21 protein-coding genes and 1 pseudogene are annotated in these 20,326 nt (G+C 57.6%); 14 read left to right on the forward strand and 8 right to left on the reverse strand.

What is annotated here, in order from left to right:
* Positions 1–109 precede the first annotated feature (109 nt).
* The 4 genes and pseudogenes from IEY47_RS11725 to IEY47_RS11740 form a co-directional block, all read right to left on the reverse strand.
* The gene (locus tag IEY47_RS11725) at positions 110–310 is read right to left on the reverse strand and encodes a hypothetical protein (RefSeq protein ID WP_188983434.1); all 201 of its coding nucleotides are present in this window, start codon (positions 308–310) and stop codon (positions 110–112) included.
* A pseudogene (gene tnpA / locus IEY47_RS11730) lies at positions 288–637 on the reverse strand (IS200/IS605 family transposase); the annotation flags it as partial. The gene IEY47_RS11725 and the pseudogene tnpA, both read right to left, overlap by 23 nt.
* Positions 638–865: 228 nt before the next feature.
* Positions 866–2,239: an O-antigen ligase family protein gene (locus IEY47_RS11735; RefSeq protein ID WP_188983435.1), complete on the reverse strand. Its 1,374-nt coding sequence runs from the start codon at positions 2,237–2,239 to the stop codon at positions 866–868.
* Between the two features lie 56 nt (positions 2,240–2,295).
* Positions 2,296–2,736: a pilin gene (locus IEY47_RS11740; protein WP_188983436.1), complete on the reverse strand. Its 441-nt coding sequence runs from the start codon at positions 2,734–2,736 to the stop codon at positions 2,296–2,298.
* A gap of 233 nt (positions 2,737–2,969) precedes the next feature.
* Between IEY47_RS11740 and pilB the strand changes: the two genes are divergently transcribed.
* From pilB to IEY47_RS11755, 3 genes are read left to right on the forward strand one after another with little or no spacing between them, the layout of a single operon-like run.
* The gene (gene pilB / locus IEY47_RS11745) at positions 2,970–4,664 is read left to right on the forward strand and encodes a type IV-A pilus assembly ATPase PilB (protein ID WP_188983437.1); all 1,695 of its coding nucleotides are present in this window, start codon (positions 2,970–2,972) and stop codon (positions 4,662–4,664) included.
* 2 nt (positions 4,665–4,666) lie between these two features.
* Positions 4,667–5,884: a type II secretion system F family protein gene (locus IEY47_RS11750; protein ID WP_188983438.1), complete on the forward strand. Its 1,218-nt coding sequence runs from the start codon at positions 4,667–4,669 to the stop codon at positions 5,882–5,884.
* 1 nt (position 5,885) lies between these two features.
* Positions 5,886–6,758, forward strand: a complete 873-nt coding sequence (locus tag IEY47_RS11755; RefSeq protein ID WP_188983439.1) for a prepilin peptidase — start codon at positions 5,886–5,888, stop codon at positions 6,756–6,758.
* A 424-nt stretch (positions 6,759–7,182) separates the two neighbouring features.
* On the opposite strand, the gene IEY47_RS11760 is transcribed toward IEY47_RS11755, so the two are convergent.
* Positions 7,183–8,031 carry a sugar phosphate isomerase/epimerase family protein gene (locus IEY47_RS11760; RefSeq protein ID WP_188983440.1) on the reverse strand — a complete coding sequence of 283 codons (849 nt, stop codon included), beginning with the start codon at positions 8,029–8,031 and terminating at the stop codon, positions 7,183–7,185.
* A 273-nt stretch (positions 8,032–8,304) separates the two neighbouring features.
* Between IEY47_RS11760 and coaE the strand changes: the two genes are divergently transcribed.
* The gene (coaE, locus tag IEY47_RS11765) at positions 8,305–8,922 is read left to right on the forward strand and encodes a dephospho-CoA kinase (protein WP_188983441.1); all 618 of its coding nucleotides are present in this window, start codon (positions 8,305–8,307) and stop codon (positions 8,920–8,922) included.
* Entirely contained in the window at positions 8,919–9,113 is a 195-nt protein-coding gene (gene yacG / locus IEY47_RS11770) for a DNA gyrase inhibitor YacG (protein ID WP_188983442.1), read from the forward strand. Before coaE ends, yacG begins: the two co-directional genes overlap by 4 nt.
* A 221-nt stretch (positions 9,114–9,334) precedes the next feature.
* On the opposite strand, the gene IEY47_RS11775 is transcribed toward yacG, so the two are convergent.
* On the reverse strand, positions 9,335–9,913 hold the full coding sequence (locus IEY47_RS11775; protein ID WP_188983737.1) for a pseudouridine synthase: 579 nt from the start codon (positions 9,911–9,913) through the stop codon (positions 9,335–9,337).
* Between the two features lie 201 nt (positions 9,914–10,114).
* Between IEY47_RS11775 and IEY47_RS11780 the strand changes: the two genes are divergently transcribed.
* Positions 10,115–10,336 (forward strand): hypothetical protein, encoded by a 222-nt coding sequence (locus tag IEY47_RS11780; RefSeq protein WP_188983443.1) that lies wholly within the window; start codon positions 10,115–10,117, stop codon positions 10,334–10,336.
* A gap of 143 nt (positions 10,337–10,479) precedes the next feature.
* Here IEY47_RS11780 and amn read toward each other — a convergent pair whose 3' ends face one another.
* Positions 10,480–11,952, reverse strand: coding sequence for an AMP nucleosidase (gene amn / locus IEY47_RS11785; RefSeq protein ID WP_188983444.1), 1,473 nt, complete (start codon positions 11,950–11,952; stop codon positions 10,480–10,482).
* A 213-nt stretch (positions 11,953–12,165) separates the two neighbouring features.
* Between amn and IEY47_RS11790 the strand changes: the two genes are divergently transcribed.
* From IEY47_RS11790 to IEY47_RS11805, 4 genes are all read left to right on the forward strand, one after another.
* Positions 12,166–12,963, forward strand: coding sequence for a hydroxymethylpyrimidine/phosphomethylpyrimidine kinase (locus IEY47_RS11790; protein WP_188983445.1), 798 nt, complete (start codon positions 12,166–12,168; stop codon positions 12,961–12,963).
* 13 nt (positions 12,964–12,976) lie between these two features.
* On the forward strand, positions 12,977–13,606 hold the full coding sequence (thiE, locus tag IEY47_RS11795; protein WP_188983446.1) for a thiamine phosphate synthase: 630 nt from the start codon (positions 12,977–12,979) through the stop codon (positions 13,604–13,606).
* 15 nt (positions 13,607–13,621) lie between these two features.
* Positions 13,622–14,911, forward strand: coding sequence for a glutamate-1-semialdehyde 2,1-aminomutase (hemL, locus tag IEY47_RS11800; protein ID WP_188983447.1), 1,290 nt, complete (start codon positions 13,622–13,624; stop codon positions 14,909–14,911).
* A 300-nt stretch (positions 14,912–15,211) separates the two neighbouring features.
* On the forward strand, positions 15,212–15,751 hold the full coding sequence (locus tag IEY47_RS11805) for a tetratricopeptide repeat protein (protein ID WP_188983448.1): 540 nt from the start codon (positions 15,212–15,214) through the stop codon (positions 15,749–15,751).
* A gap of 59 nt (positions 15,752–15,810) precedes the next feature.
* Here IEY47_RS11805 and IEY47_RS11810 read toward each other — a convergent pair whose 3' ends face one another.
* Positions 15,811–16,140, reverse strand: coding sequence for a DUF1820 family protein (locus IEY47_RS11810; RefSeq protein WP_188983738.1), 330 nt, complete (start codon positions 16,138–16,140; stop codon positions 15,811–15,813).
* A gap of 141 nt (positions 16,141–16,281) precedes the next feature.
* Between IEY47_RS11810 and miaB the strand changes: the two genes are divergently transcribed.
* The 4 genes from miaB (at position 16,282) to IEY47_RS11830 (ending at position 20,234) form a co-directional block, all read left to right on the forward strand.
* Positions 16,282–17,652: a tRNA (N6-isopentenyl adenosine(37)-C2)-methylthiotransferase MiaB gene (gene miaB / locus IEY47_RS11815; RefSeq protein WP_188983449.1), complete on the forward strand. Its 1,371-nt coding sequence runs from the start codon at positions 16,282–16,284 to the stop codon at positions 17,650–17,652.
* A 251-nt stretch (positions 17,653–17,903) separates the two neighbouring features.
* Positions 17,904–18,929, forward strand: coding sequence for a PhoH family protein (locus IEY47_RS11820; RefSeq protein ID WP_188983450.1), 1,026 nt, complete (start codon positions 17,904–17,906; stop codon positions 18,927–18,929).
* Positions 18,922–19,398 (forward strand): rRNA maturation RNase YbeY, encoded by a 477-nt coding sequence (gene ybeY / locus IEY47_RS11825; RefSeq protein ID WP_188983451.1) that lies wholly within the window; start codon positions 18,922–18,924, stop codon positions 19,396–19,398. The genes IEY47_RS11820 and ybeY overlap by 8 nt, the downstream gene beginning before the upstream one ends.
* On the forward strand, positions 19,395–20,234 hold the full coding sequence (locus tag IEY47_RS11830) for a CorC family transporter (protein ID WP_188983452.1): 840 nt from the start codon (positions 19,395–19,397) through the stop codon (positions 20,232–20,234). The genes ybeY and IEY47_RS11830 overlap by 4 nt, the downstream gene beginning before the upstream one ends.
* Positions 20,235–20,326: the final 92 nt, after the last annotated feature.

Genomic DNA, 20,326 nt, shown 5'->3' on the forward strand with positions numbered 1-20,326 from the left:
CACTTAGTCGGGTCAACGGCAGCCTACTGGGACGGCAAGCGGCCTGAACGCAGGCACAACTCCCGCCTTTTAAGTTGCCGTAGAGTGGGTTAGCTACAGGCGTAACCCACTACACGATATTTGCCATAACACCATCCAGCGCCGAACATTCCGGTTGGCCGTCATAAAAAACGCCCAGAGGTTGCCAGGGCGCTTTGCGGATGAGCCAGGAGTAAGTATCCCCCAGCAAAGCCGGAGGCTTTAATAGGTAGTCCCTCAAAGGGGCAAGAGCTAGAACATAAGCCAAACTTGAGCTGGTCATAATGTTCATCCTGGTTCCGGATATAAGCACGCACCACCTCGTAATCCAGGCCCACCGTTGAAACGAAATACCCTCTTGCCTAAAAGCTCTCACCTGTGAATTCTTCGCCTTGTCCATGAAACGCCGAGCAATTGAATTGACACTTTTTCTCTTGATATGGCCAATCACATTCGACACCGGGTATTTGGGCGGAATGCTGATGCACATTTGAACATTATCGGATATCAAATGACCGTCCACGATCTGGCATTCCCGCTGCCTAGCCAACTCATGCAGTAGCTCACCCAAGTGTCTGCGGACCGCATCAAAAATTATCCGCTTGCGTTTCTTCGGAATAAATACTACCCGGCACTTACAGTTCCACTTCGTATGGGCAAGACTTTGGTAATCTTTCGTTAGGAAACCCCATCTCTTGGTCGAGACAGAAGGTTCCCTATGACCGCTTCACACGGGCAAACCTCAAGGAGCCCCCTCGCACAGCCGGGGAATTACCTTATTTATTTATGAGTGAACACGGAGCAAGCCCCGCCGGGGTTCCACTCTACGGACCTATGAGATAAATGATCACAGCCCTATCCACCCCTGAAACCAAAACCTTGGGGCCCAAACGCCACCAGTAGTGTGCAGATAGAAATTTTCCATTTCGACGAGCCTAGGGACGTCAAAAAACAATATACTTGACAAGATCAAAATTAAAAAAACAGGAAAGTAACAAGCTAACAATCCTTGCCTCTGAGGACCATTTCCATAAGAAGACCTACCAAGAATTACACCCACAAAAAGTGCAAACCAAGTCTGCACATAAGGCATTACAAAAACCCCATCAAGTTGGGCTAGCAAAAAAAGATTCAATAAAATAAAGACAACAACAAAGTCTGAATTTACAGCTCTTCGTTTTTTCAAGAAAAAAATACAATCTCGCGCCCCCCAAAAAACCGTCAGAACAAACATCAACAGCGCTACCCCGCCCCATTCAGCTGCTATCTGCAAAAAAATCTGATGAGGATGAGCGGCAACCGAATTGTACACTGCGGAAAACTGCATAGGCCCTATGCCGAACCATGGACTTTCTAGAAACATATCCAAAGCTCTATCCCAAAGTAGCTCTCGCGATGATAGGCCTGTTCTTGCTCCGCTAAAAATAAAAGAATTAAAACCTACAAGCGACGGAATGAAGCGGAACAAAAACCAAAATAAAATCGCAGAAACGAACAGGGAAAAAAACTGTATAAAAATATACTTTCTAAAAGAAGAAAAAAAAGAAAAAGCTACGTTGCTTAGGAAAAGTGCAAGCCAAACACCTCTTCCGCCCAACACTATGGAAAGCAACCAATGAACAATTAAAACAACTAAAAATGTCAACATTAAAATGCGCTGATGGCTATCCCAAAAATACGAGACCAGATACATAGAAGCAGGAATGGCCACAAGCTGAAACTGACCCAAAAACCTAGGATTATCAAAGCCTGGCTGAAGAACCTCAGCACTGAAATCCCCGATTCCGGAGACAATAGCCGACATATAAAAAATTAAAAACTTTAGAGCCAAACAAAGCGCTATGAAGCCCGCCAGTAGAAAGACATAAAAAACCTTCTCTTCACTCTCAAAAACAAAGCTCGATGTATATACAACAAACACCAACCCCAAAAAAACAGCCCACTCTTTAACGCTCCACCAGATAAAATCTGACAGAAAAATAGAGATCAAACCGCAAGAGAAAAATATTGAGATCGTTGAAAAATAAAAAAAAGAAAACTTTTTAGCTCTGATAAAAAAAACACCAATAACGCAACCGATTATAAATAGCACCTGAAGAATACGCTGCTGATCATGCCAACCATAATCTTCAAAAAAAATCCCAACCGCAGAAAAAGAGAATATAAAAAATAAAACAACAATTGCTGCAAAATAAAAAACCAGCAAGTTTCTCTTTAACATCTATCTATTTCCCCAAAAAAAAAGCCCTGAAAATCAGGGCTTTTTTTTCAAACTGATCAACTACCACCGCGGCAGTTAGATGGCAACTGAGATTTATTGGTATTAGTTCCGGTGCAAGTCCATACAATTGGTTGCGTTGGAATAGTTCCTGCTGCAAGAGCAGCACTGTTCGATGTTGGCGTTAAAACCAAATCACCGCCGCCCGCCGCAGTAGTTAGATCAACAGTAATTACTCCCACATCGCTAATGGTAACCCCATTTGCTTCGACGTTAGGAGTAGCAGCAGCGGTAGCGCTAAATCCGGAAGCAAAAGCCTGACCCGCAGCGGCATTTTCGGTAACAACCGTTTTAGCAGCGGACGCACGAATTAGAGCTTCAGAGGTACGGGCACGCACGGTATAGTCCTGATAAGCAGGAATAGCAACTGCAGCCAAAATACCAATGATCGCAACAACGATCATCAATTCAATCAACGTAAAACCTTTTTGAGCTTTCATGTCCGAACATCCCCTTTGATGTGTTTAGGTATGAACCTGACGACACATCAGCAGCCTTCGTGCCAACTTTGAGATGCCATCATTCCACAGGAGTTTAGGCGCGATTTGCCATTTCTGCCTCCCGCCCTTCCGCACCTAGTGACACTTTTTGACACCTCAAAGCCGCCCATTTGGCACACCCCGGCCCGTGCGCTATAAGGGCGGCATTCCGCTTTAGTAAAGGTGACCGGCCCATGCTCGATACCACGCCCCTCTCCGGCCTTGCGCGCCAGATGGTGCAAGCGAACCTGCTGGATGAAAAAGCCGCGCAACAAGCGCAGGCGCAATCGCAGAAGGACAAGCTGTCGCTCGTGCATTACGTAGTGCACAACAAGTTGGTGAAGAGCCGGCCGATGGCGGAGTTGGCGGCCGATCAGTTCGGGGTGCCACTGTTTGACCTTACGGCGGTGGATAAAGAGTCGCAGCCGCATGATGCGATCAGTGAAAAGCTCGTACGCGAGCACCGCTTGCTCCCACTTTGGAAGCGCGGCAACCGCTTATTTGTGGCGCTCTCCGATCCGTCTAGCCAGCAAGGCCTACGCGACATTCAGTTCAGCACTGGCCTGATGCTCGATCCGATCCTGGTTGAGGACGACAAGCTGACAGCCGCTATCGAAAAGTTCTTCGATAGCGCCGCCGGCCTTGGCGACCTGGACGACGTGGATCTGGACAGCGTCGAGACAGCGACGGCGAAAGAAGAAAAAGTCGCCGGTACCGAAGATGCCGAAGACGCCCCCGTCGTGCGCTTCGTCAATAAGATGCTGCTGGACGCCATCCGCCTCGGCTCCTCGGACCTGCACTTCGAGCCTTATGAAAAGAGCTACCGCGTGCGCTTTCGGACCGACGGCATCCTGCATGAGGCGTCCAAGCCACCGATCCAATTGGCCAGCCGCCTGTCGGCCCGTCTGAAGGTCATGGCCGGGCTAGATATCTCCGAGCGCCGCAAGCCGCAGGATGGCCGGATCAAGATGAAGGTGTCGAAGAACAAGTCCATCGACTTCCGGGTAAACACGCTCCCCACCTTATGGGGGGAGAAGATCGTGATGCGGATTCTCGACCCGACCAGCGCGCAGATGGGCATCGAGCATCTGGGCTACGAAGACGTTCAGCGCGAGCTGTATCTCTCCGCGCTGAAGCAGCCACAAGGGATGATTTTGGTCACCGGCCCGACCGGATCGGGCAAGACCGTCTCGCTCTATACCGGCATCAACATCCTCAATACGACGGACATTAATATCTCCACGGCGGAAGATCCGGTGGAGATCAACCTTGAGGGGATCAACCAGGTCAACGTCAACCCGCGCCAGGGGATGGACTTCGCTCAGGCACTTCGTGCCTTTTTGCGTCAGGACCCTGACGTGATCATGGTGGGTGAGATTCGCGATCTGGAAACAGCGGAGATTGCGATCAAGGCCGCCCAAACAGGCCACATGGTGATGTCTACACTGCATACCAATAGTGCGGCTGAAACGCTCACTCGTCTGCGTAACATGGGCGTCCCGGCCTTTAATATCGCGACTTCGGTGAATTTGATCATCGCTCAGCGATTGGCACGCAAGCTCTGCGGCAACTGCAAAAAGCCCGTCGACATTCCGTCGGATACGCTCAAGCAGGAAGGCTTCCCAGCCGACAAAATCGGTACGTTCAAGGTGTTTGGGCCAGTTGGTTGCGAAAATTGCAAGGACGGCTACAAAGGCCGAGTCGGGATTTACGAGGTGGTGAAGATTACCCCCGCGTTGCAGCGACTGATCATGGAGGAATCCAACTCCATCGATATCGCTGAACAGATGCGCAAAGACGGTTTCAACGACCTGCGCACCTCCGGATTGCTCAAGGCCATGAACGGCATAACCAGCCTGGAAGAAGTCAACCGCGTGACCAAGGATTAAGCATGGCGGCAAAAGCAGCAAAGACCAGCATCTTCGCCTTCGAAGGTCTTGACCGGAAAGGGACGAAGGTCAAGGGTGAACTCAGCGGCACCAACCCGGCGTTGGTGAAGGCACAGTTGCGCAAGCAGGGCATCAACCCGACGAAAGTGCGCAAGAAAGGCATGTCGCTGTTTGGCAAAGGCAAAAAGATCAAGCCTCTGGACATTGCCCTGTTCACCCGTCAGCTCGCCACCATGATGAAGGCCGGTGTTCCGCTGCTCAGCGCCTTCGACATCATCGGTGAAGGGGTCGAGAACCCCAACATGCGCAAACTCATTGATGACGTGAAGCAGGAAGTTGCTGCCGGTAATAGCCTGGCCAATTCGCTGCGCAAGAAGCCGCAATACTTCGATGACCTGTATTGCAACCTCGTGGACTCGGGCGAACAGTCCGGTGCGCTGGAAACATTATTGGATCGCGTCGCGACGTATAAAGAAAAGACCGAGCTGCTGAAGAAAAAGATCAAGAAGGCGATGAACTATCCCATCGCTGTCGTACTGGTGGCGATCATCGTATCGGCCATCTTGCTGATCAAAGTCGTCCCGCAGTTCCAGTCGGTGTTCGCGAACTTCGGCGCTGAACTGCCGGCATTTACGCTCTTCGTGATCGGGATTTCTGAAACACTGCAAGAGTCGTGGTTCTTTGTATTGTTGGGCATGTTTGCCGCGGGCTTTGCGTTTAAAGAAGCCCATAAACGCTCACAGAAGTTTCGCGATTTCATCGACCGCTCCGTTCTGAAGCTGCCGATTGTTGGCGACATCATTTATAAGGCCGCCATCGCGCGTTATGCGCGAACACTGGCGACCACCTTTGCTGCGGGTGTTCCGTTGGTGGATGCACTGGATTCGGTGTCCGGCGCGACGGGCAACGTGGTGTTCAAGAACGCCGTCGAGAAGGTGAAGCAGGACGTTTCTACGGGTATGCAGCTGAACTTCTCAATGCGCACCACCGGCGTATTCCCGTCCATGGCCATTCAGATGACGGCGATTGGCGAAGAGTCCGGTGCGCTGGATACGATGCTCGACAAGGTCGCGACCTATTACGAGGAAGAGGTCGATAACAAAGTCGATGGCCTCACGGCGCTCATGGAGCCTATGATCATGGCCGTACTTGGCGTATTGGTCGGTGGCCTGATCATCGCGATGTACCTGCCTATCTTCCAACTCGGCTCCGTCGTCTGATATGTCCGCTCTCGATTTCCTGGCCAGCACTCCGCTGGCCGCAGTGCTTTGTGCCCTCGTCCTGGGGTTGCTTGTTGGTAGTTTCCTGAATGTCGTGATCCACCGTCTGCCCATCATGATGCAGCGCGAATGGCGCGCGCAGGCGCGCGAGATGCTCGAGCTTCCAGGCGAACCGCAGGAAAGCCGCTATAACCTGATGGTCCCCGCCTCGCGTTGCCCGCAGTGCGATCACCAGATTCGTGCGTGGGAGAACGTTCCGGTAGTGAGCTGGCTAATGCTGCGCGGGCGGTGCTCTGCCTGCAAGGCGGGAATTTCCAGCCGTTATCCGCTGGTGGAACTGGCGACCGGCCTGCTGAGTGCCTGGCTGGTGTGGCATTTCGGCGTGACCTGGCAAGCGGGCGCCATGCTGGTACTGACGTGGGGCTTGATCGCCATGAGCATGATCGACGCCGACCATCAGTTGTTGCCGGATGCGCTGGTACTGCCGCTCCTGTGGCTGGGGTTAATCGTTAATTCGTATGGGCTTTTCACGACGCTGAGCGACGCCCTGTGGGGCGCGGTGTTCGGCTACCTCAGCCTGTGGTCGGTGTTCTGGGTGTTCAAACTCGTTACCGGCAAGGAGGGCATGGGGTATGGCGACTTCAAGTTGCTGGCGATGCTGGGCGCCTGGGGCGGCTGGCAGGTGTTGCCGCTAACGATCCTGTTGTCGTCGCTTGTCGGCGCCGTGCTAGGTTTGATCTTGCTGCGATTGCGCAATGCGGATGGCGGCACACCGATTCCGTTTGGGCCCTATCTGGCGGTGGCGGGATGGATCGCGTTGATCTGGGGTGATTGGATTACGGGCGCGTATCTGCAGGTGGCGGGGTTTCGGTAGGGTTGCTGTCGAATTTGTAGGAGCGGCCTTGGCCGCGAAAGCGGTTTTTCAGCCACGTTGTTTACAACGGGTGAGCCCGTGTTGGCCGGGCCCACGGTAAACGGTGGACGCTCTTCGGGATTCCACCCTACGCGCTGGCCAGGTGGGTTGGTGCGTCCTGGATCGCCCACAAGTGCGCTCCTACAGGGGTGCGACTGGCCTGGGCTAGGCGTCTGGCCAGATGACTGCCGATCCCGAATGGTGTTTAAAAAAGCAGCTCTAGGCCTCGCTATGTGGGAGCAGGCCGGGCTGTGATCAGCGGGGCGGCCATCAGCCATGTCTGCGATTTTCAGGCGTCTGGTCTTCCGTTGTTTGCGAGCAAGCTCGCTCCTACAGGGGTGTGCAGTGGCCGCAAAGCCATGAGGCGGCACATCGCGCGGGTCGATCAGATACTAAGCTGGCCACGCAAATACTGAACGCTCGTCGAAATCGCATCCGTCAGGCGTGCTTCATTTTCCCAGAGTGAGTTGCTTACCCCTTCGGAAAAGATCTCCAGGACGTATGGGCCGTCGTAGCCAATGGACGTGAGCTTCTGAATGATCGCGGCCAGTGGGATTTTCCCAGCGCCCAATGCATGGCGATCGTGGTAACTGCGCGGTCGGCGCCAATCGGCAACTTGTACCAGGAACAGTTTTCCCGCAGCGGCGCGAATCGCCGCGGCGAGGTTGTTGTCCTGCCAGCTGTTGTACATATCCAGGCACACCCCGAACGCGGGATGGTTGACCTCATTGGCAAGCTCGCGCGCTTGGTCGAAGCTGAAGAGGATGCTGCTGCGGTTTTGCATCGATGGCGCAAGCGCTTCGAGTGCGATGCGCATGCCAGCGCTTTGGGCATGCTCCGCTAGCCTTCGATAGAGCGGAATGCACTGCTCCCAGACGTAAGCTTCGTTGCCGCTGCTGGCCAACGCGCCGGTATTGGTAACGAGCGGTAAGCCAGGCCAGTATTTCGCAAAACGCTCGACGCTGTTCATCAGCGCCTCCAGCCGCCGTTCGGGATCGGACGGCTGCGGCATTGCAACGGTTGGAAATGGGGTAAGCACCCGACCTTGCAGCGAAACGCTGGCGACGTCGCTCTCCTTGATAAGCCACAGCAGGTCGTCAGCTTCTTGAGGGTCGCCCGGTAACTTTTTCTCTGCCAGTTCCAAGCCGTAGCCGAACCGTTTGGCGAGTGCCAATTCAGCCTCCAGCGACAAGGGGGTCGTGGTGATCTGGCTTACAGCGATCTGGTTAGCCATCGGAAAGATCCTTCGAATGAATGAAACCGCACGGGCAGGATAGGCGCTCATACGCGGCGTGCCTGTTATTGAGGGTGTCTCGACCTGCAAAAGTTTCCCTGCGGTAAGCGCTGGCGCTGATGGCAAGTACGGGATGGCAAAGGTGTCGGCCGTTGCCCACGGATTGGCGATCGAGCACGCGCGCAGGTACGACGGCGTTTATCGAATCGCTTTTTACCTACGTCGCCGCCTCCGGTACTCTTGCGCCCCAACGCGACCGGCACTGGACGTAGCATGACTGCATCTGCACCGTGGATTCTTGGCCTCACTGGCGGCATCGGCAGCGGCAAAAGCGCTGTCGCCGCGCACTTCGCCAACGTGGGTGTACATCAGGTGGATTCGGACCAAGTGGCGCGTTGGGTCGTCGAACCCGGCAAGCCTGCGTTGGACGCCATTGCGGTCCATTTTGGCGACGACATTCTGCTGGCTGACGGCAGCCTGAATCGCCCGCTGTTGCGCGAGCGAATCTTCGACACACCCGACGAGCGCAAGTGGTTGGAAGCGCTGCTGCATCCGCTCATTCGCGAGGAAACGTGGCGATATCTGGCAGAAGGCACATCGCCCTACGCCATTTTGGTTTCGCCGTTGCTGGTGGAGTCGGGACAATGGCGCAACGTGCAGCGCGTGCTCGTCGTGGATACGCCGGAGCATTTGCAATTGCAGCGGACAGCGCTGCGAGACGGGGTATCCGAAGATCACGTCCGTTCGATCATTGCGATCCAGGCGAAGCGGGATGACCGTTTGCGCCATGCCGATGACGTCTTGATCAACGACCGCGAACCGGTCTGGCTGCAACAAGAGGTGGAGCGACTCCATCGTTTTTATCTGACTTTGCGTGGAGGCAAACCATGACCCTTCAAGTTGACTGCCCGACCTGCGGTGCGCCGGTCGAGTGGAAAACCGAGAACACTTTTCGTCCCTTTTGCAGCCATCGCTGCAAGTTGATCGATCTCGGCGCTTGGGCGTCGGAGGAGCACGCGATTCCGGGAGATCCGTTGGAGGATGAGCTGTTCTCTGGGGATCTGCCGCCGCGGGAGCATTGAGGGCACGCAAGGAACGGTGGATTACGCTGCGCTAATCCACCCTACGATGACTCGCGTTTAGTCCACGCATCACCCTGCGCGTGGCATAACTCCATCGCGGACATGGCCCGCTCCCACATAGCGAGTCGTAGGGTGGATCAACCGCTTGCGGTTAATACACCAGGTCGTTAACGGATGCTCCTGCATACACGACAAGGTGGATTACGCTGCGCTAATCCACCCTACGAAAGCGAAGGGAGCGCTGGCGGGACGTCTCGCCATTCACCGGGCTGTAAGCCGTCCAGCGACCATGGGCCGATCCGCACTCTGACAAGTCTGAGAGTTGGCAGGCCGACCGCGGCGGTCATTCGGCGGACTTGCCGGTTCCGGCCTTCGCGGATGCTGAGCGCTAACCAATGCGTAGGAATGTGTTTGCGAAAGCGTACTGGCGGGTTCCGTGGCCATAACGCTGGCGCGTCGATCTGTTCCACCTCGGCTGGCAAAGTCGGGCCGTCGTTTAGCTCGACGCCGCGGCGTAGCGACGCCAGTTGCTCTTCGGTAGGCGCCCCTTCCACCTGCACCCAATAGGTCTTGACCAGCTTGTGCTTGGGATCGGCAATACGCGCTTGCAGCTGCCCATCGTTCGTCAGCAACAGCAAGCCTTCGCTATCGCGGTCCAGCCGTCCTGCTGGATACACACCTTTCACCGAAACGAAATCGCGCAATGTCGCCCTGCCCGCCTCATCCTGAAACTGGGTGAGCACATCGAAGGGCTTGTTCAAGACGATGAGCCGCGGTTCTGCGGGCGGCGCTTTGGGCATGCGCCGCTTTGGCGCAGGCGAAGCGGATGTGTGGCGATTACGTGTCATCGATTACCTTGAGCATTCGAAGCGATGGCGAGCGGTTCACATCATTCTAACGGCAGCATCGCGCGTCGGCGGCAACATCGTTTTTCGTCACAACACTGGCAAACCGCTCGCACTCCGGCTAGCGTTGCCTGCCCTATCCCACTGGTCGATTTCATGCCCTTTCGTTCGCTTCACCGTTTAACGCTGCTAGGTCTGGTCTTCTTCATTCTGGGCTTAGCGGGCGTCGCCTTCGCACTGATCAAGATCTATGGCAGCGATGGCGCCACTGACCCCGCCCTGATGCGCAGCCTGCTGGTGGCTGCTGGCATGCAATTGACCGGCTATGTCTTGCTCAATCGCAACCGGTATCGCCTGATGTTCGGGAAGAAGAAGTAAGCGATTGCACGCATCGAAGCGATCACGCGCGGGTTGCACCCGCCCTACGGGTTGGCAGCGCGCCGTAGACCGGGTGATAACCCGGATTCCACGAACCGACCGGTAGACGCCGCGCCGGAGAGCGACGCCCACACAACCGCCGCCTACCGAAACGGCGGCTCGTCGAAACTGCGCAGCTTGCGCGAGTGCAACGAGTCGAGCTGATTACGCAGCAGGTCCAATGCGGCGATACCAATGGACAGGTGCTGGCTCACCGCGCGCTGGTAGAAGCCCGACGCCGAGCCCGGCAGCTTGATCTCGCTGTGCAGCGGCTTGTCCGAAACGCACAACAACGTGCCGTACGGCACGCGCAGCCGATAGCCCTGAGCGGCAATGGTGCCGCTTTCCATGTCCACCGCCACAGCGCGCGACAGGTTGATCAACGCTCGCTCGTGAGCCCAATGCAGCTCCCAGTTGCGGTCGTCGTAGGTCAATACGGTGCCGGTGCGCAAGCGCCGTTTCAGCACTTCGCCCTGGTCCCCTGTCACGTTGGCCGCGGCCTCTTGCAGCGCTTGCTGCACTTCGGCCAGCGCCGGAATCGGGATGTGTGGCGGCAGCACGCGATCAAGAATTCCGTCACGGCGCATGTAGGCATGAGCCAGCACGTAGTCACCGATGGTCTGCGACTGACGCAATCCGCCACAGTGGCCGATCATCAACCAGCAGTGGGGCCGCAACACGGCAAGGTGATCGGTGATGTTCTTGGCGTTCGACGGGCCGACGCCAATGTTGACCAGCGTGACACCGTGGCCGTCCGCGGCGATGAGGTGATACGCCGGCATCTGGTAGCGATGCCACACGACCGCATCGGCGACGGCCTGGGCATCCTCTTCGGACGTCCCGCGTTCGATAGTCACGTTACCGGGCAGCACCATCTTCACGAAGCGAGGATCGTCGCGCAGCTGCGCCAAACCATGACGGATGAACTGGTCGACGTAACGGTGGTAGTTGGTCAGCAGGATCCATGGCTGCACGTAGCGCCAGTCGCTGCCGGTGTAGTGGACGATGCGCCGCAGCGAGAAATCCGTCCGTGCCCCGTCGAACAGGGCGAGCGGCAGCGACGCAGTATCCGTCCAGTCGTACAAGCCATCGGCGACCGAATCGGTTGCGGCGGAAAGATCAGTACTTGGAAACACCCGTGCCAACGCAGCGGCCGTCACGCCGGTTCCGGCCAGCTCATCGCCCTGCTCGACGACATACGGATACGGAATATTTTGTTGGCTCAAGCCTACTTCGAGCTTGACGTTGTAATCGCTGAGCAACGGGCGAAGTTGATCGAGCAAGTACGTTCGAAACGCGTGGGGATACGTCACCGTGACGCTGTAAGTACCCGGCACCTGCACCTTGCCGTAGGCACGCGTGGTGGTCGGTGTCTCGCCAAGATGATCGTATTGAAGGCGCAACTCCGGATAGCGAAACAACGCGCGCTCGGCTTCGTCGGGCTCGGTGCGGTCCTTCAGGTAACGCTTCAGTGCGCTGCTCAGGGCACGCGTCGCTTGAAGGTGCAAGGACTCGAGACGATCGACCGCCTCTTCAGCAGTGTTAACGACAATGAATCCGTCGGCAGGCTGGGTCATGGAGCGGTTCCTTTCTAAACAATGTCGCTATCTTGCCTGCATCCCGTAGTCGAACGCACCCCACATCGAAAGCGCCTCAATGCAGCCGTGATCACGGGCCTTGGCCGCACGTTAAAACACGCTTGATGACAGGGTGACAACAGACGCAAAAGGGGCGCTTCGTTCATGCCCGGAACAGCGTTGCGAATTGAAATGGTGATAAGCTCGCGCACCATGAAAACATCTCCCTCACGCCCCGTCGTACTCTGCCTGTCCGGCCATGACCCCAGCGGTGGCGCTGGGCTTCAGGCCGATATCGAAGCCCTAATCGCCCAGGGCTGCCACGCCGCGCCTGCTGTCACCGCATTGACCGTGCAAGACACCGTCGATGTCGTGGATTTTCGCGTTCTGGACCGTGACTGGGTGATCGCCCAAGCCAATGCCGTGATAGCGGATCTGCCCGTGGCTGCCGTCAAACTGGGCATGCTCGGTTCGATCGAAATGGTCGAGACCGTGCTTGAAATCATGCAGTCGCTGCCCGGCGTGCCGCTGGTGTGCGATCCAGTCCTGCGCGCTGGCGGCGGTGGATCCCTCGGAAAGGACGAGGTGGGCTACGCCATGCGCGAGCGCCTGATGCCGGCGTCCACCATTGCGACGCCCAATCTGCCGGAAGCGCGCATCCTCGCTGAGTTGCCTGAAGGCACCGCGGACGAATGCGCGAAAAAACTGCTGCCCTTTATCGAACACCTTTTGATCACCGGCGGGCACGGTGATGAAGGCGACGTGCACAACCGGCTGTATAGCCGTGACGGCAGTCGTCATACTTTCACGTGCGCGCGCTTGCCTGGCAGCTACCATGGCTCGGGTTGCACCCTGGCGAGCGCGCTGGCCGGCCGCTTGGCGCTCGGCCAGACGCTGCCCAGCGCAGTTGAAACGGCGCTGGACTACACCTGGCGGACGCTTCGTGACGCGGAGGCGCCTGGGCGTGGCCAATACGTTCCTCGCCGCTTGCCACTCGACTTCTGCTCCTGAGGAGTTCGCCTAGATGAAATTGCGTGGTCTTTATGCCATCACGGACAGCGCACTATTGGCAGACGGGAAGCTGCTGCCCTACGTGGAAGCCGCATTGCGCGGGGGTGCGCGGCTCCTTCAATACCGTGACAAAACCCACGACCAGGCCAGACGCCTGCGGGAGGCCGAAGCGCTACGCGACCTGTGCGCCCGCTACGATGCCACGCTGATCATCAATGACGACGCAGAGCTTGCCGCACGCCTCGGCGTTGGCCTGCACTTGGGGCAGGAAGACGGTTCGCTGTCCGCCGCGCGTGCCCTGCTTGGCCGCAAAGCGGTCATCGGTGCGACCTGCCATGCACGCCTGGATCTGGCCGAAACCGCCATTGCCGAAGGGGCCAGTTATGTTGCATTCGGCCGCTTCTTCGACTCAATGACGAAACCTGGCGCCCCGGGCGCGACCGTCGAATTACTCGAGCAGACGCGCGCTCGCTGCAACGTTCCCATTTGCGCCATCGGCGGGGTGACCCTCGCTACCGCACCCACGCTCATCGCCAATGGCGCTAGCTTAATCGCTGTCATTCATGCGCTGTTCTCCGCGCCCTCCGCCGAAGACGTCGAGAGCCGCGCCCGAGCCTTTAGCGCATTGTTCGAATCCGCCTGACTCATCGAGGCCCCTATGTCCCGTTCCGAAGCCCTTTTCGCTGCTGCCCAACAACACATCCCGGGTGGCGTGAACTCGCCCGTGCGCGCTTTTCGTAGCGTTGGCGGCACACCGATCTTCTTTAAACACGCCGCGGGTGCGTACGTCATCGACGAAGACGACAAGCGCTATGTCGATTACGTCGGCTCCTGGGGACCAATGATCCTCGGTCACAGCCATCCGGACGTGCTGGACGCCGTGCGTCGTCAACTTGAGCATGGCTTGTCCTACGGCGCCCCCACCGCACTGGAAACGCAGATGGCCGATTTGGTGTGCAGCCTCGTACCGTCCATGGACATGGTGCGCATGGTGAGCTCTGGCACCGAGGCCACCATGAGTGCGATCCGCCTGGCGCGCGGTTATACCGGCCGTGACAGCATCATCAAGTTCGAAGGTTGCTACCACGGGCATTCCGATAGCTTGCTGGTCAAGGCCGGCTCGGGCGCACTGACGCTGGGCGTCCCCAGCTCCCCAGGCGTGCCCGCCGCCTTCGCGCGACATACCCTGACGCTTCCCTTCAACGACCTAGCTGCGGTCGAAAAGACGCTCAGCGAAGCCGGTGAGGAAGTCGCCTGCATCATTGTCGAGCCCGTCGCCGGCAACATGAACTGCGTCCCGCCTATCCCTGGCTTTCTCGAAGGGCTCCGCAAGGTGTGCGACCAGCACGGCGTCGTGCTGATTTTCGACGAAGTGATGACGGGCTTCCGGGTCGCTCTAGGTGGCGCCCAGGCGTACTACGGCGTCACGCCGGACCTGTCGACCTTCGGCAAGATCATCGGCGGCGGTATGCCGGTTGGCTGCTTTGGCGGCAAGCGGGAGATCATGGAAAAGATCGCGCCCTTGGGCCCTGTCTACCAGGCGGGAACGCTTTCCGGTAATCCGCTGGCCATGGCGGCAGGCCTTACCACGCTTAACCTCATTGCCCGTCCCGGTTTCCATGACGAGCTGAGCCGATACACCAGCCGCATGCTACAAGGCTTGCAGGATCGTGCGGATGCGGCCGGCGTACCATTCGTCACCACTCAGGCTGGCGGAATGTTCGGTCTGTACTTCAGTGGCGCCGACGATATCCTCACCTTCGAGGACGTGATGACCAGCGATGCTGAACGTTTCAAGCGCTTCTATCACTCGATGCTGGAAGGCGGCGTATACCTTGCCCCTAGCGCGTTCGAAGCCGGCTTCACGTCGATCGCGCATGGCGATGAGGAGTTGCACATTACGCTCGACGCCGCAGAGCGCGCGTTCGCCAGCATTGCCAAGGCTTGACGTTATGGCGTGCGGCCTACGGCGCTACGCATAGGGAACTCGTGGCGCAGGGTGCGCGTCGATTGGTTAACGGAGCGGTTTCGGTGGCGATAAACGTCCGCGGATGGATTTCGCCGCTTGCGTAGCACGACGCCTTGGTAGCCGAGTCGCACGTTGTTTCAAGCGGTAGGCAGCGGACGCCAGAATAACGCCCGAGGGTGTGCAAAGTTTTTGTAACCCGGCGCGGGCTTATCCATAATGTTCGGCATCGAGCCAGCGAGGCTGGCTCGAACCGTTTCGATCTGAAGGCGTTTCGATCTGATGATTCGCACCCTCATCCTGGGTTGCCTCCTATTTTCCCTGCCAACGATGGTTCTGGCGGGCGACAACTCTTTGCTCGTGCCTGCGACGGGACGCTGCGCGCTCAATACCGCGCCCGAAGATCGCCAGCAGGCGCTCGACGCGTGTCGCCAAATGGCACAGCAGGGCGACGGGCAAGCGCAGTACGAGCTGGGCGAATACTTCTCCAATGGCGAACTCACTCCACGCGATATGGAGCAGGCACTGACCTGGTTCGAGCGCGCCTCGCTACAGGGCCACGCCGTGGCGCAGTACCGGCTGGGGATGATGTTCTTTCGCGGCGATGGCGTACCGGCCAATAACGTGCAGGCCTACATCGTGTTGAAGATGTCCGCAGTCAATGGTTCGGACGATGCGATGGACAGCGCGGATCAGGTCGCCGCACAGATGGGGCATGACGAATTGGAAATCGCGACCCAGGTGTTGGGGCAGATTTTCCGCAGTTATCTGCTGGAGCTGCAGGCAGCGGACGGGCGCTCGCCGTTTTCGCCGCTGCCGTAATACGCGCGCTGCATCCAGCTCAAGATAAAGCAAACGCAGATCGCACCGTTCCTGCGTCTTTAGGGTCTTTCCGGCATCGGCATCGGAAACGGCATGACGTTGCTGCCCGCCTTCGCTTCGCTGATCTTTGGCGTCCCCAGTCGTTCGACTTCGTCGATCCGAATGATGGCGTGCATGGGCACGAAGCTGCGCACGACGCCATCGAATTGCGCCTTTAGCTTTTCTTCGCTTGGGTCGACCACGACTTGGGTGCGCTCCCCGAAAATGAATTCCTCGATTTCCAGAAAGCCCCACAGGTCGCTCTGGAAGATCTGCTTGGCGTACATTTCGTACACCTGGCCCTGGTTGACGAAGATCACTTTGAAGATGGGGGATTCGCGCTTGCTCATGGTCGACTGTCGAACGGTGACGAAAAAGGCGCGCATGGTATCACGTCGGTAGTCGGCAACCGTCCCGACCGTTGCCGCTATCAACCACGCGGTGTCGTCTTTATAATCGCCGGTCCTTTTTCGCAACGTCCGATGATTTCCATGGCTAAGAAGCTTTACATCGAAACCCACGGCTGCCAGATGAACGAGTACGACAGCTCGCGCATGGTCGATCTGCTGGGTGAACATCAAGCCCTGGAAGTCACGGGCGACCCGGCCCAGGCCGATGTCATCCTGCTCAACACCTGCTCGATTCGCGAACGAGCGCAGGACAAAGTCTTCTCCCAGCTTGGACGTTGGCGCGAGCTGAAGCTGCAGAATCCAGACCTCGTCATCGGCGTTGGTGGTTGCGTCGCCAGCCAGGAAGGCGCAGCGATTCGCGACCGAGCCCCCTACGTGGATGTCGTGTTCGGGCCGCAAACGTTGCACCGCCTGCCGGAGATGATCGACGCCGCGCGTGACCTCAAGCAACCGCAGGTCGACATCAGCTTCCCGGAAATCGAAAAATTCGATCGCCTGCCCGAGCCGCGGATCGACGGCCCGAGTGCTTTCGTTTCGATCATGGAAGGCTGCAGCAAGTACTGCACCTTCTGCGTGGTGCCCTACACCCGTGGCGAAGAGGTCAGCCGACCGTTGAATGATGTGCTGGGCGAGATCATTCATCTGGCGGAAAACGGTGTCAGCGAAGTGACCTTGCTTGGCCAGAACGTGAACGGCTATCGCGGCGATGACGGCGCTGGAGCCATCACGGATTTCGCCGAGCTGTTGTACCTCGTTGCCGCCATCGATGGCATCGAGCGTATTCGTTACACGACGAGTCATCCCTTGGAATTCTCCGACGCGCTGATCCAGGCGCACGCGGAGATTCCGGAACTGGTGAAGTTCGTGCACCTGCCCGTGCAATCTGGATCGGATCGGATACTCGCGGCGATGAAGCGCAATCACACGGCGCTCGAATACAAATCGCGCATTCGCAAGCTAAAGGCGGCTGTCCCGGATATCTGCATCAGCTCGGACTTCATCATCGGTTTCCCCGGCGAAACGGAACGGGACTTCGAGCAGACGATGAAGCTGATCCAAGACGTTGGGTTCGACTTTTCCTTCTCGTTCGTCTACAGCTCGCGTCCGGGCACACCCGCCGCAGATCTGCCAGACGACACGCCAGAAGAACTCAAGAAGCAGCGACTCCAGATCCTGCAAACCCGCATCAACCAGCAAGGCTTCGAAATCAGTCGTCGTATGGTCGGTACCACGCAACGGATTCTGGTCACCGATTTCTCCAAGAAAGATCCCGGTATGTTGCAGGGCCGCACGGAAAACAACCGTATCGTCAACTTCCGCTGCCCGGATGCCCAGCTCATCGGTCAATTCGTTGACGTCCATATCGACGATGCGCTGCCCCACTCCCTGCGAGGCTCGCTTACGCCCGTTGCCACGGCACCTGCGGCCACGACCGAAACGGCATTTGCCTGAACGCATTGCCCAAATCGGCGCGAGGCGATGACGTTGGTCGAGCGCTGGCGTGAACGAACGAGTCGTGATGCGATCTCTGCAAGTAGCGGGTCACGGGGATCGTTCATCGCTTGTTTCGCTACAGTGCATCATGCATTTGGCGCCCTGATTCCGGACCCACACGCATAGGCCTAACGTCGACTTCCGCGAGAGCGAGCACGGCGTTATGCTTCCACCCATCGAATCTGCCGTTCGGCGGCTATCGGACCATTTTGAATACTGACGCGACAGCACACCGTTTCACCCTCGAACCGTTCGAAGCGAACCGCTTCGCCAATCTCTGCGGTCAGTTCGACGAGAACATCCGCCTGATCGAAGGCCGGCTAGGTCTGGAGATTCGCAATCGCGGCAACCAGTTCGAACTCATCGGCGCGAGCGACAAGGCTAAAGCGGCCGAGCAACTGCTCCGCCGCCTCTACCGCGAAAGCGCAGCCTCCGAACTGTCCCCGGACACCGTGCACCTGTTCTTACAGGAATCGGGCATGGAAGAACTCGTCAATCCATCTCCGACCGATCACAACGTTGCGCTCCGAACCCGTAAGGGCATGATCAAACCTCGCGGTGCCAACCAACAGCGCTACGTGAAGTCGATCCTGGACCACGATATCAATTTCGGTATTGGCCCTGCCGGGACTGGCAAGACGTACCTCGCTGTCGCTTGCGCCGTTGACGCCCTGGAGCGCGAGCAGATCCGCCGCATCCTGCTGGTCCGTCCGGCCGTCGAAGCGGGTGAAAAACTCGGCTTTTTGCCCGGCGACCTGGCACAAAAGATCGACCCCTATCTGCGCCCGCTCTATGACGCCCTCTACGAGATGCTCGGCTTCGAAAACGTCGCCCGCCTTATCGAGAAGCAGGTCATCGAAGTGGCGCCACTTGCCTACATGCGTGGGCGGACCCTCAACAACAGCTTCATCATTCTCGACGAGAGCCAGAACACGACTGTCGAGCAGATGAAAATGTTTTTGACCCGCATCGGCTTTGGCTCTACGGCCGTGATCACCGGTGACATTACGCAGATCGACCTACCCCGCGGCACTCGCTCCGGCTTGACGCACGTCATCGATGTCCTGCGTGACGTGCCCGGCATCGGCTTCACGCACTTCCAGTCCAAGGACGTCGTTCGACACCCGCTGGTGCAGCGTATTGTGGAAGCGTACGACCGCTTCGACAATCGGCCAGTGGCAAGCCAAAGCACGCCTGCAGACAACAACCCTGGCGCTATCGACAACGATGCTTGAGCTCGATCTGCAAATCGCCAGTGAGGCGGAAAGCCTGCCGAGCGATGAGGACTTCAGGTGCTGGTGCAGCGTTGCGCTACAGCAGCGCACGGCCGATTCCGAGCTGACCATTCGCATCGTTGACGAACCGGAAGGCCGCGAGCTGAACCTGCGCTGGCGCGAGAAGGACTACGCCACCAACGTATTGTCGTTCCCCGCCGATGTGCCGGATGAATTACTGGACATTCCGCTGCTTGGGGATCTTGTGATCTGCGCGCCCGTCGTCTTGCGCGAAGCACTCGAGCAAGACAAGACAGCGGACGCACACTGGGCCCACCTGGTCATTCACGGCTGCTTACACCTTCTGGGTTACGACCACATAGAAGACGAAGAAGCCGAAGAAATGGAATCACTGGAACGGGCGTTGCTGGCCGAACTCGGCTACCCCGACCCCTATCTCGAAGACGCCTCTGAGCACGAACACACATGAGCGAAGATCGATCAAGCAATGGGCACAGGTCCTGGATGGAACGCATCATCCAGGCCTTTGCCCATGAACCCAAGAACCGCCAGGAACTCCTGGAACACCTGCGCGAGGCCCACGAAAACAAGCTGCTCGATAGCGAAGCTTTGGCGATCGTGGAAGGCGCCATCCAGGTCGCCGACCTGCAAGTACGCGACATCATGGTGCCGCGCTCGCAGATGATGATCATCAAAGCACACCAAACGCCGCAGGAATTCCTGCCTGCCGCCATTGAAGCCGCGCATTCGCGCTATCCCGTGATTGGCGAGAGCCTCGACGAGGTCAAGGGCATTCTTCTGGCGAAGGACCTTCTACCGTTGTTGCTCGAGGGTGCGAAGCCGTTCGACATCGATGAAATGATGCGGCCAGCCACCTTCGTTCCCGAGTCAAAACGCCTTAATGTGCTGCTTCGCGAATTCCGCGCCAATCGCAGCCACATGGCCATCGTCATCGATGAATACGGCGGCGTCGCGGGCCTCGTAACCATCGAAGACGTACTGGAACAGATCGTTGGCGATATCGAAGACGAACACGACGTCGATGGCGACAACAGCTTCATCAAAGCCCTGCCCAGCGGCGATTTCATCGTCAAGGCGCTGACGCCCGTCGATGCTTTCAACGAATTTTTCGATACCGAATTTTCCGAAGAAGCGTTCGATACGGTAGGCGGCTTAGTGATGGCCGAGTTTGGTCACCTGCCCAAGCGTAACGAGGTAATCGAGGTCGGAGACTTTCGCTTTCGCGTGCTGAATGCCGACAGCCGTCGCTTACACCTGTTGCGTTTGACGCCACTGTCTCGATAACCACTTTGGCCGTTAACACCCCGCTCAAGAAGCTAACGCTTCGTTCTAGGTGAACGTCGAACAGGCGTTCATTTAGAGCCTGCCATACGAAA

Source organism: Pseudomonas matsuisoli (assembly GCF_014647635.1).
Lineage (GTDB): Bacteria > Pseudomonadota > Gammaproteobacteria > Pseudomonadales > Pseudomonadaceae > Pseudomonas_P > Pseudomonas_P matsuisoli.

Coding starts and splice junctions, on each gene's coding strand:
- IEY47_RS11780 (WP_188983443.1), top strand. CDS start 10,115: ATGCCCTTTCGTTCGCTTCACCGTTTAACGCTGCTAGGTCTGGTCTTC.
- IEY47_RS11830 (WP_188983452.1), top strand. CDS start 19,395: ATGAGCGAAGATCGATCAAGCAATGGGCACAGGTCCTGGATGGAACGC.
- IEY47_RS11775 (WP_188983737.1), bottom strand. CDS start 9,913: ATGCCCAAAGCGCCGCCCGCAGAACCGCGGCTCATCGTCTTGAACAAG.
- IEY47_RS11725 (WP_188983434.1), bottom strand. CDS start 310: ATGAACATTATGACCAGCTCAAGTTTGGCTTATGTTCTAGCTCTTGCC.
- IEY47_RS11805 (WP_188983448.1), top strand. CDS start 15,212: ATGATTCGCACCCTCATCCTGGGTTGCCTCCTATTTTCCCTGCCAACG.
- IEY47_RS11790 (WP_188983445.1), top strand. CDS start 12,166: ATGAAAACATCTCCCTCACGCCCCGTCGTACTCTGCCTGTCCGGCCAT.
- IEY47_RS11750 (WP_188983438.1), top strand. CDS start 4,667: ATGGCGGCAAAAGCAGCAAAGACCAGCATCTTCGCCTTCGAAGGTCTT.
- IEY47_RS11760 (WP_188983440.1), bottom strand. CDS start 8,031: ATGGCTAACCAGATCGCTGTAAGCCAGATCACCACGACCCCCTTGTCG.
- IEY47_RS11755 (WP_188983439.1), top strand. CDS start 5,886: ATGTCCGCTCTCGATTTCCTGGCCAGCACTCCGCTGGCCGCAGTGCTT.
- ybeY (WP_188983451.1), top strand. CDS start 18,922: ATGCTTGAGCTCGATCTGCAAATCGCCAGTGAGGCGGAAAGCCTGCCG.
- thiE (WP_188983446.1), top strand. CDS start 12,977: ATGAAATTGCGTGGTCTTTATGCCATCACGGACAGCGCACTATTGGCA.
- miaB (WP_188983449.1), top strand. CDS start 16,282: ATGGCTAAGAAGCTTTACATCGAAACCCACGGCTGCCAGATGAACGAG.
- IEY47_RS11740 (WP_188983436.1), bottom strand. CDS start 2,736: ATGAAAGCTCAAAAAGGTTTTACGTTGATTGAATTGATGATCGTTGTT.
- hemL (WP_188983447.1), top strand. CDS start 13,622: ATGTCCCGTTCCGAAGCCCTTTTCGCTGCTGCCCAACAACACATCCCG.
- IEY47_RS11810 (WP_188983738.1), bottom strand. CDS start 16,140: ATGAGCAAGCGCGAATCCCCCATCTTCAAAGTGATCTTCGTCAACCAG.
- pilB (WP_188983437.1), top strand. CDS start 2,970: ATGCTCGATACCACGCCCCTCTCCGGCCTTGCGCGCCAGATGGTGCAA.
- IEY47_RS11735 (WP_188983435.1), bottom strand. CDS start 2,239: ATGTTAAAGAGAAACTTGCTGGTTTTTTATTTTGCAGCAATTGTTGTT.
- coaE (WP_188983441.1), top strand. CDS start 8,305: ATGACTGCATCTGCACCGTGGATTCTTGGCCTCACTGGCGGCATCGGC.
- yacG (WP_188983442.1), top strand. CDS start 8,919: ATGACCCTTCAAGTTGACTGCCCGACCTGCGGTGCGCCGGTCGAGTGG.
- amn (WP_188983444.1), bottom strand. CDS start 11,952: ATGACCCAGCCTGCCGACGGATTCATTGTCGTTAACACTGCTGAAGAG.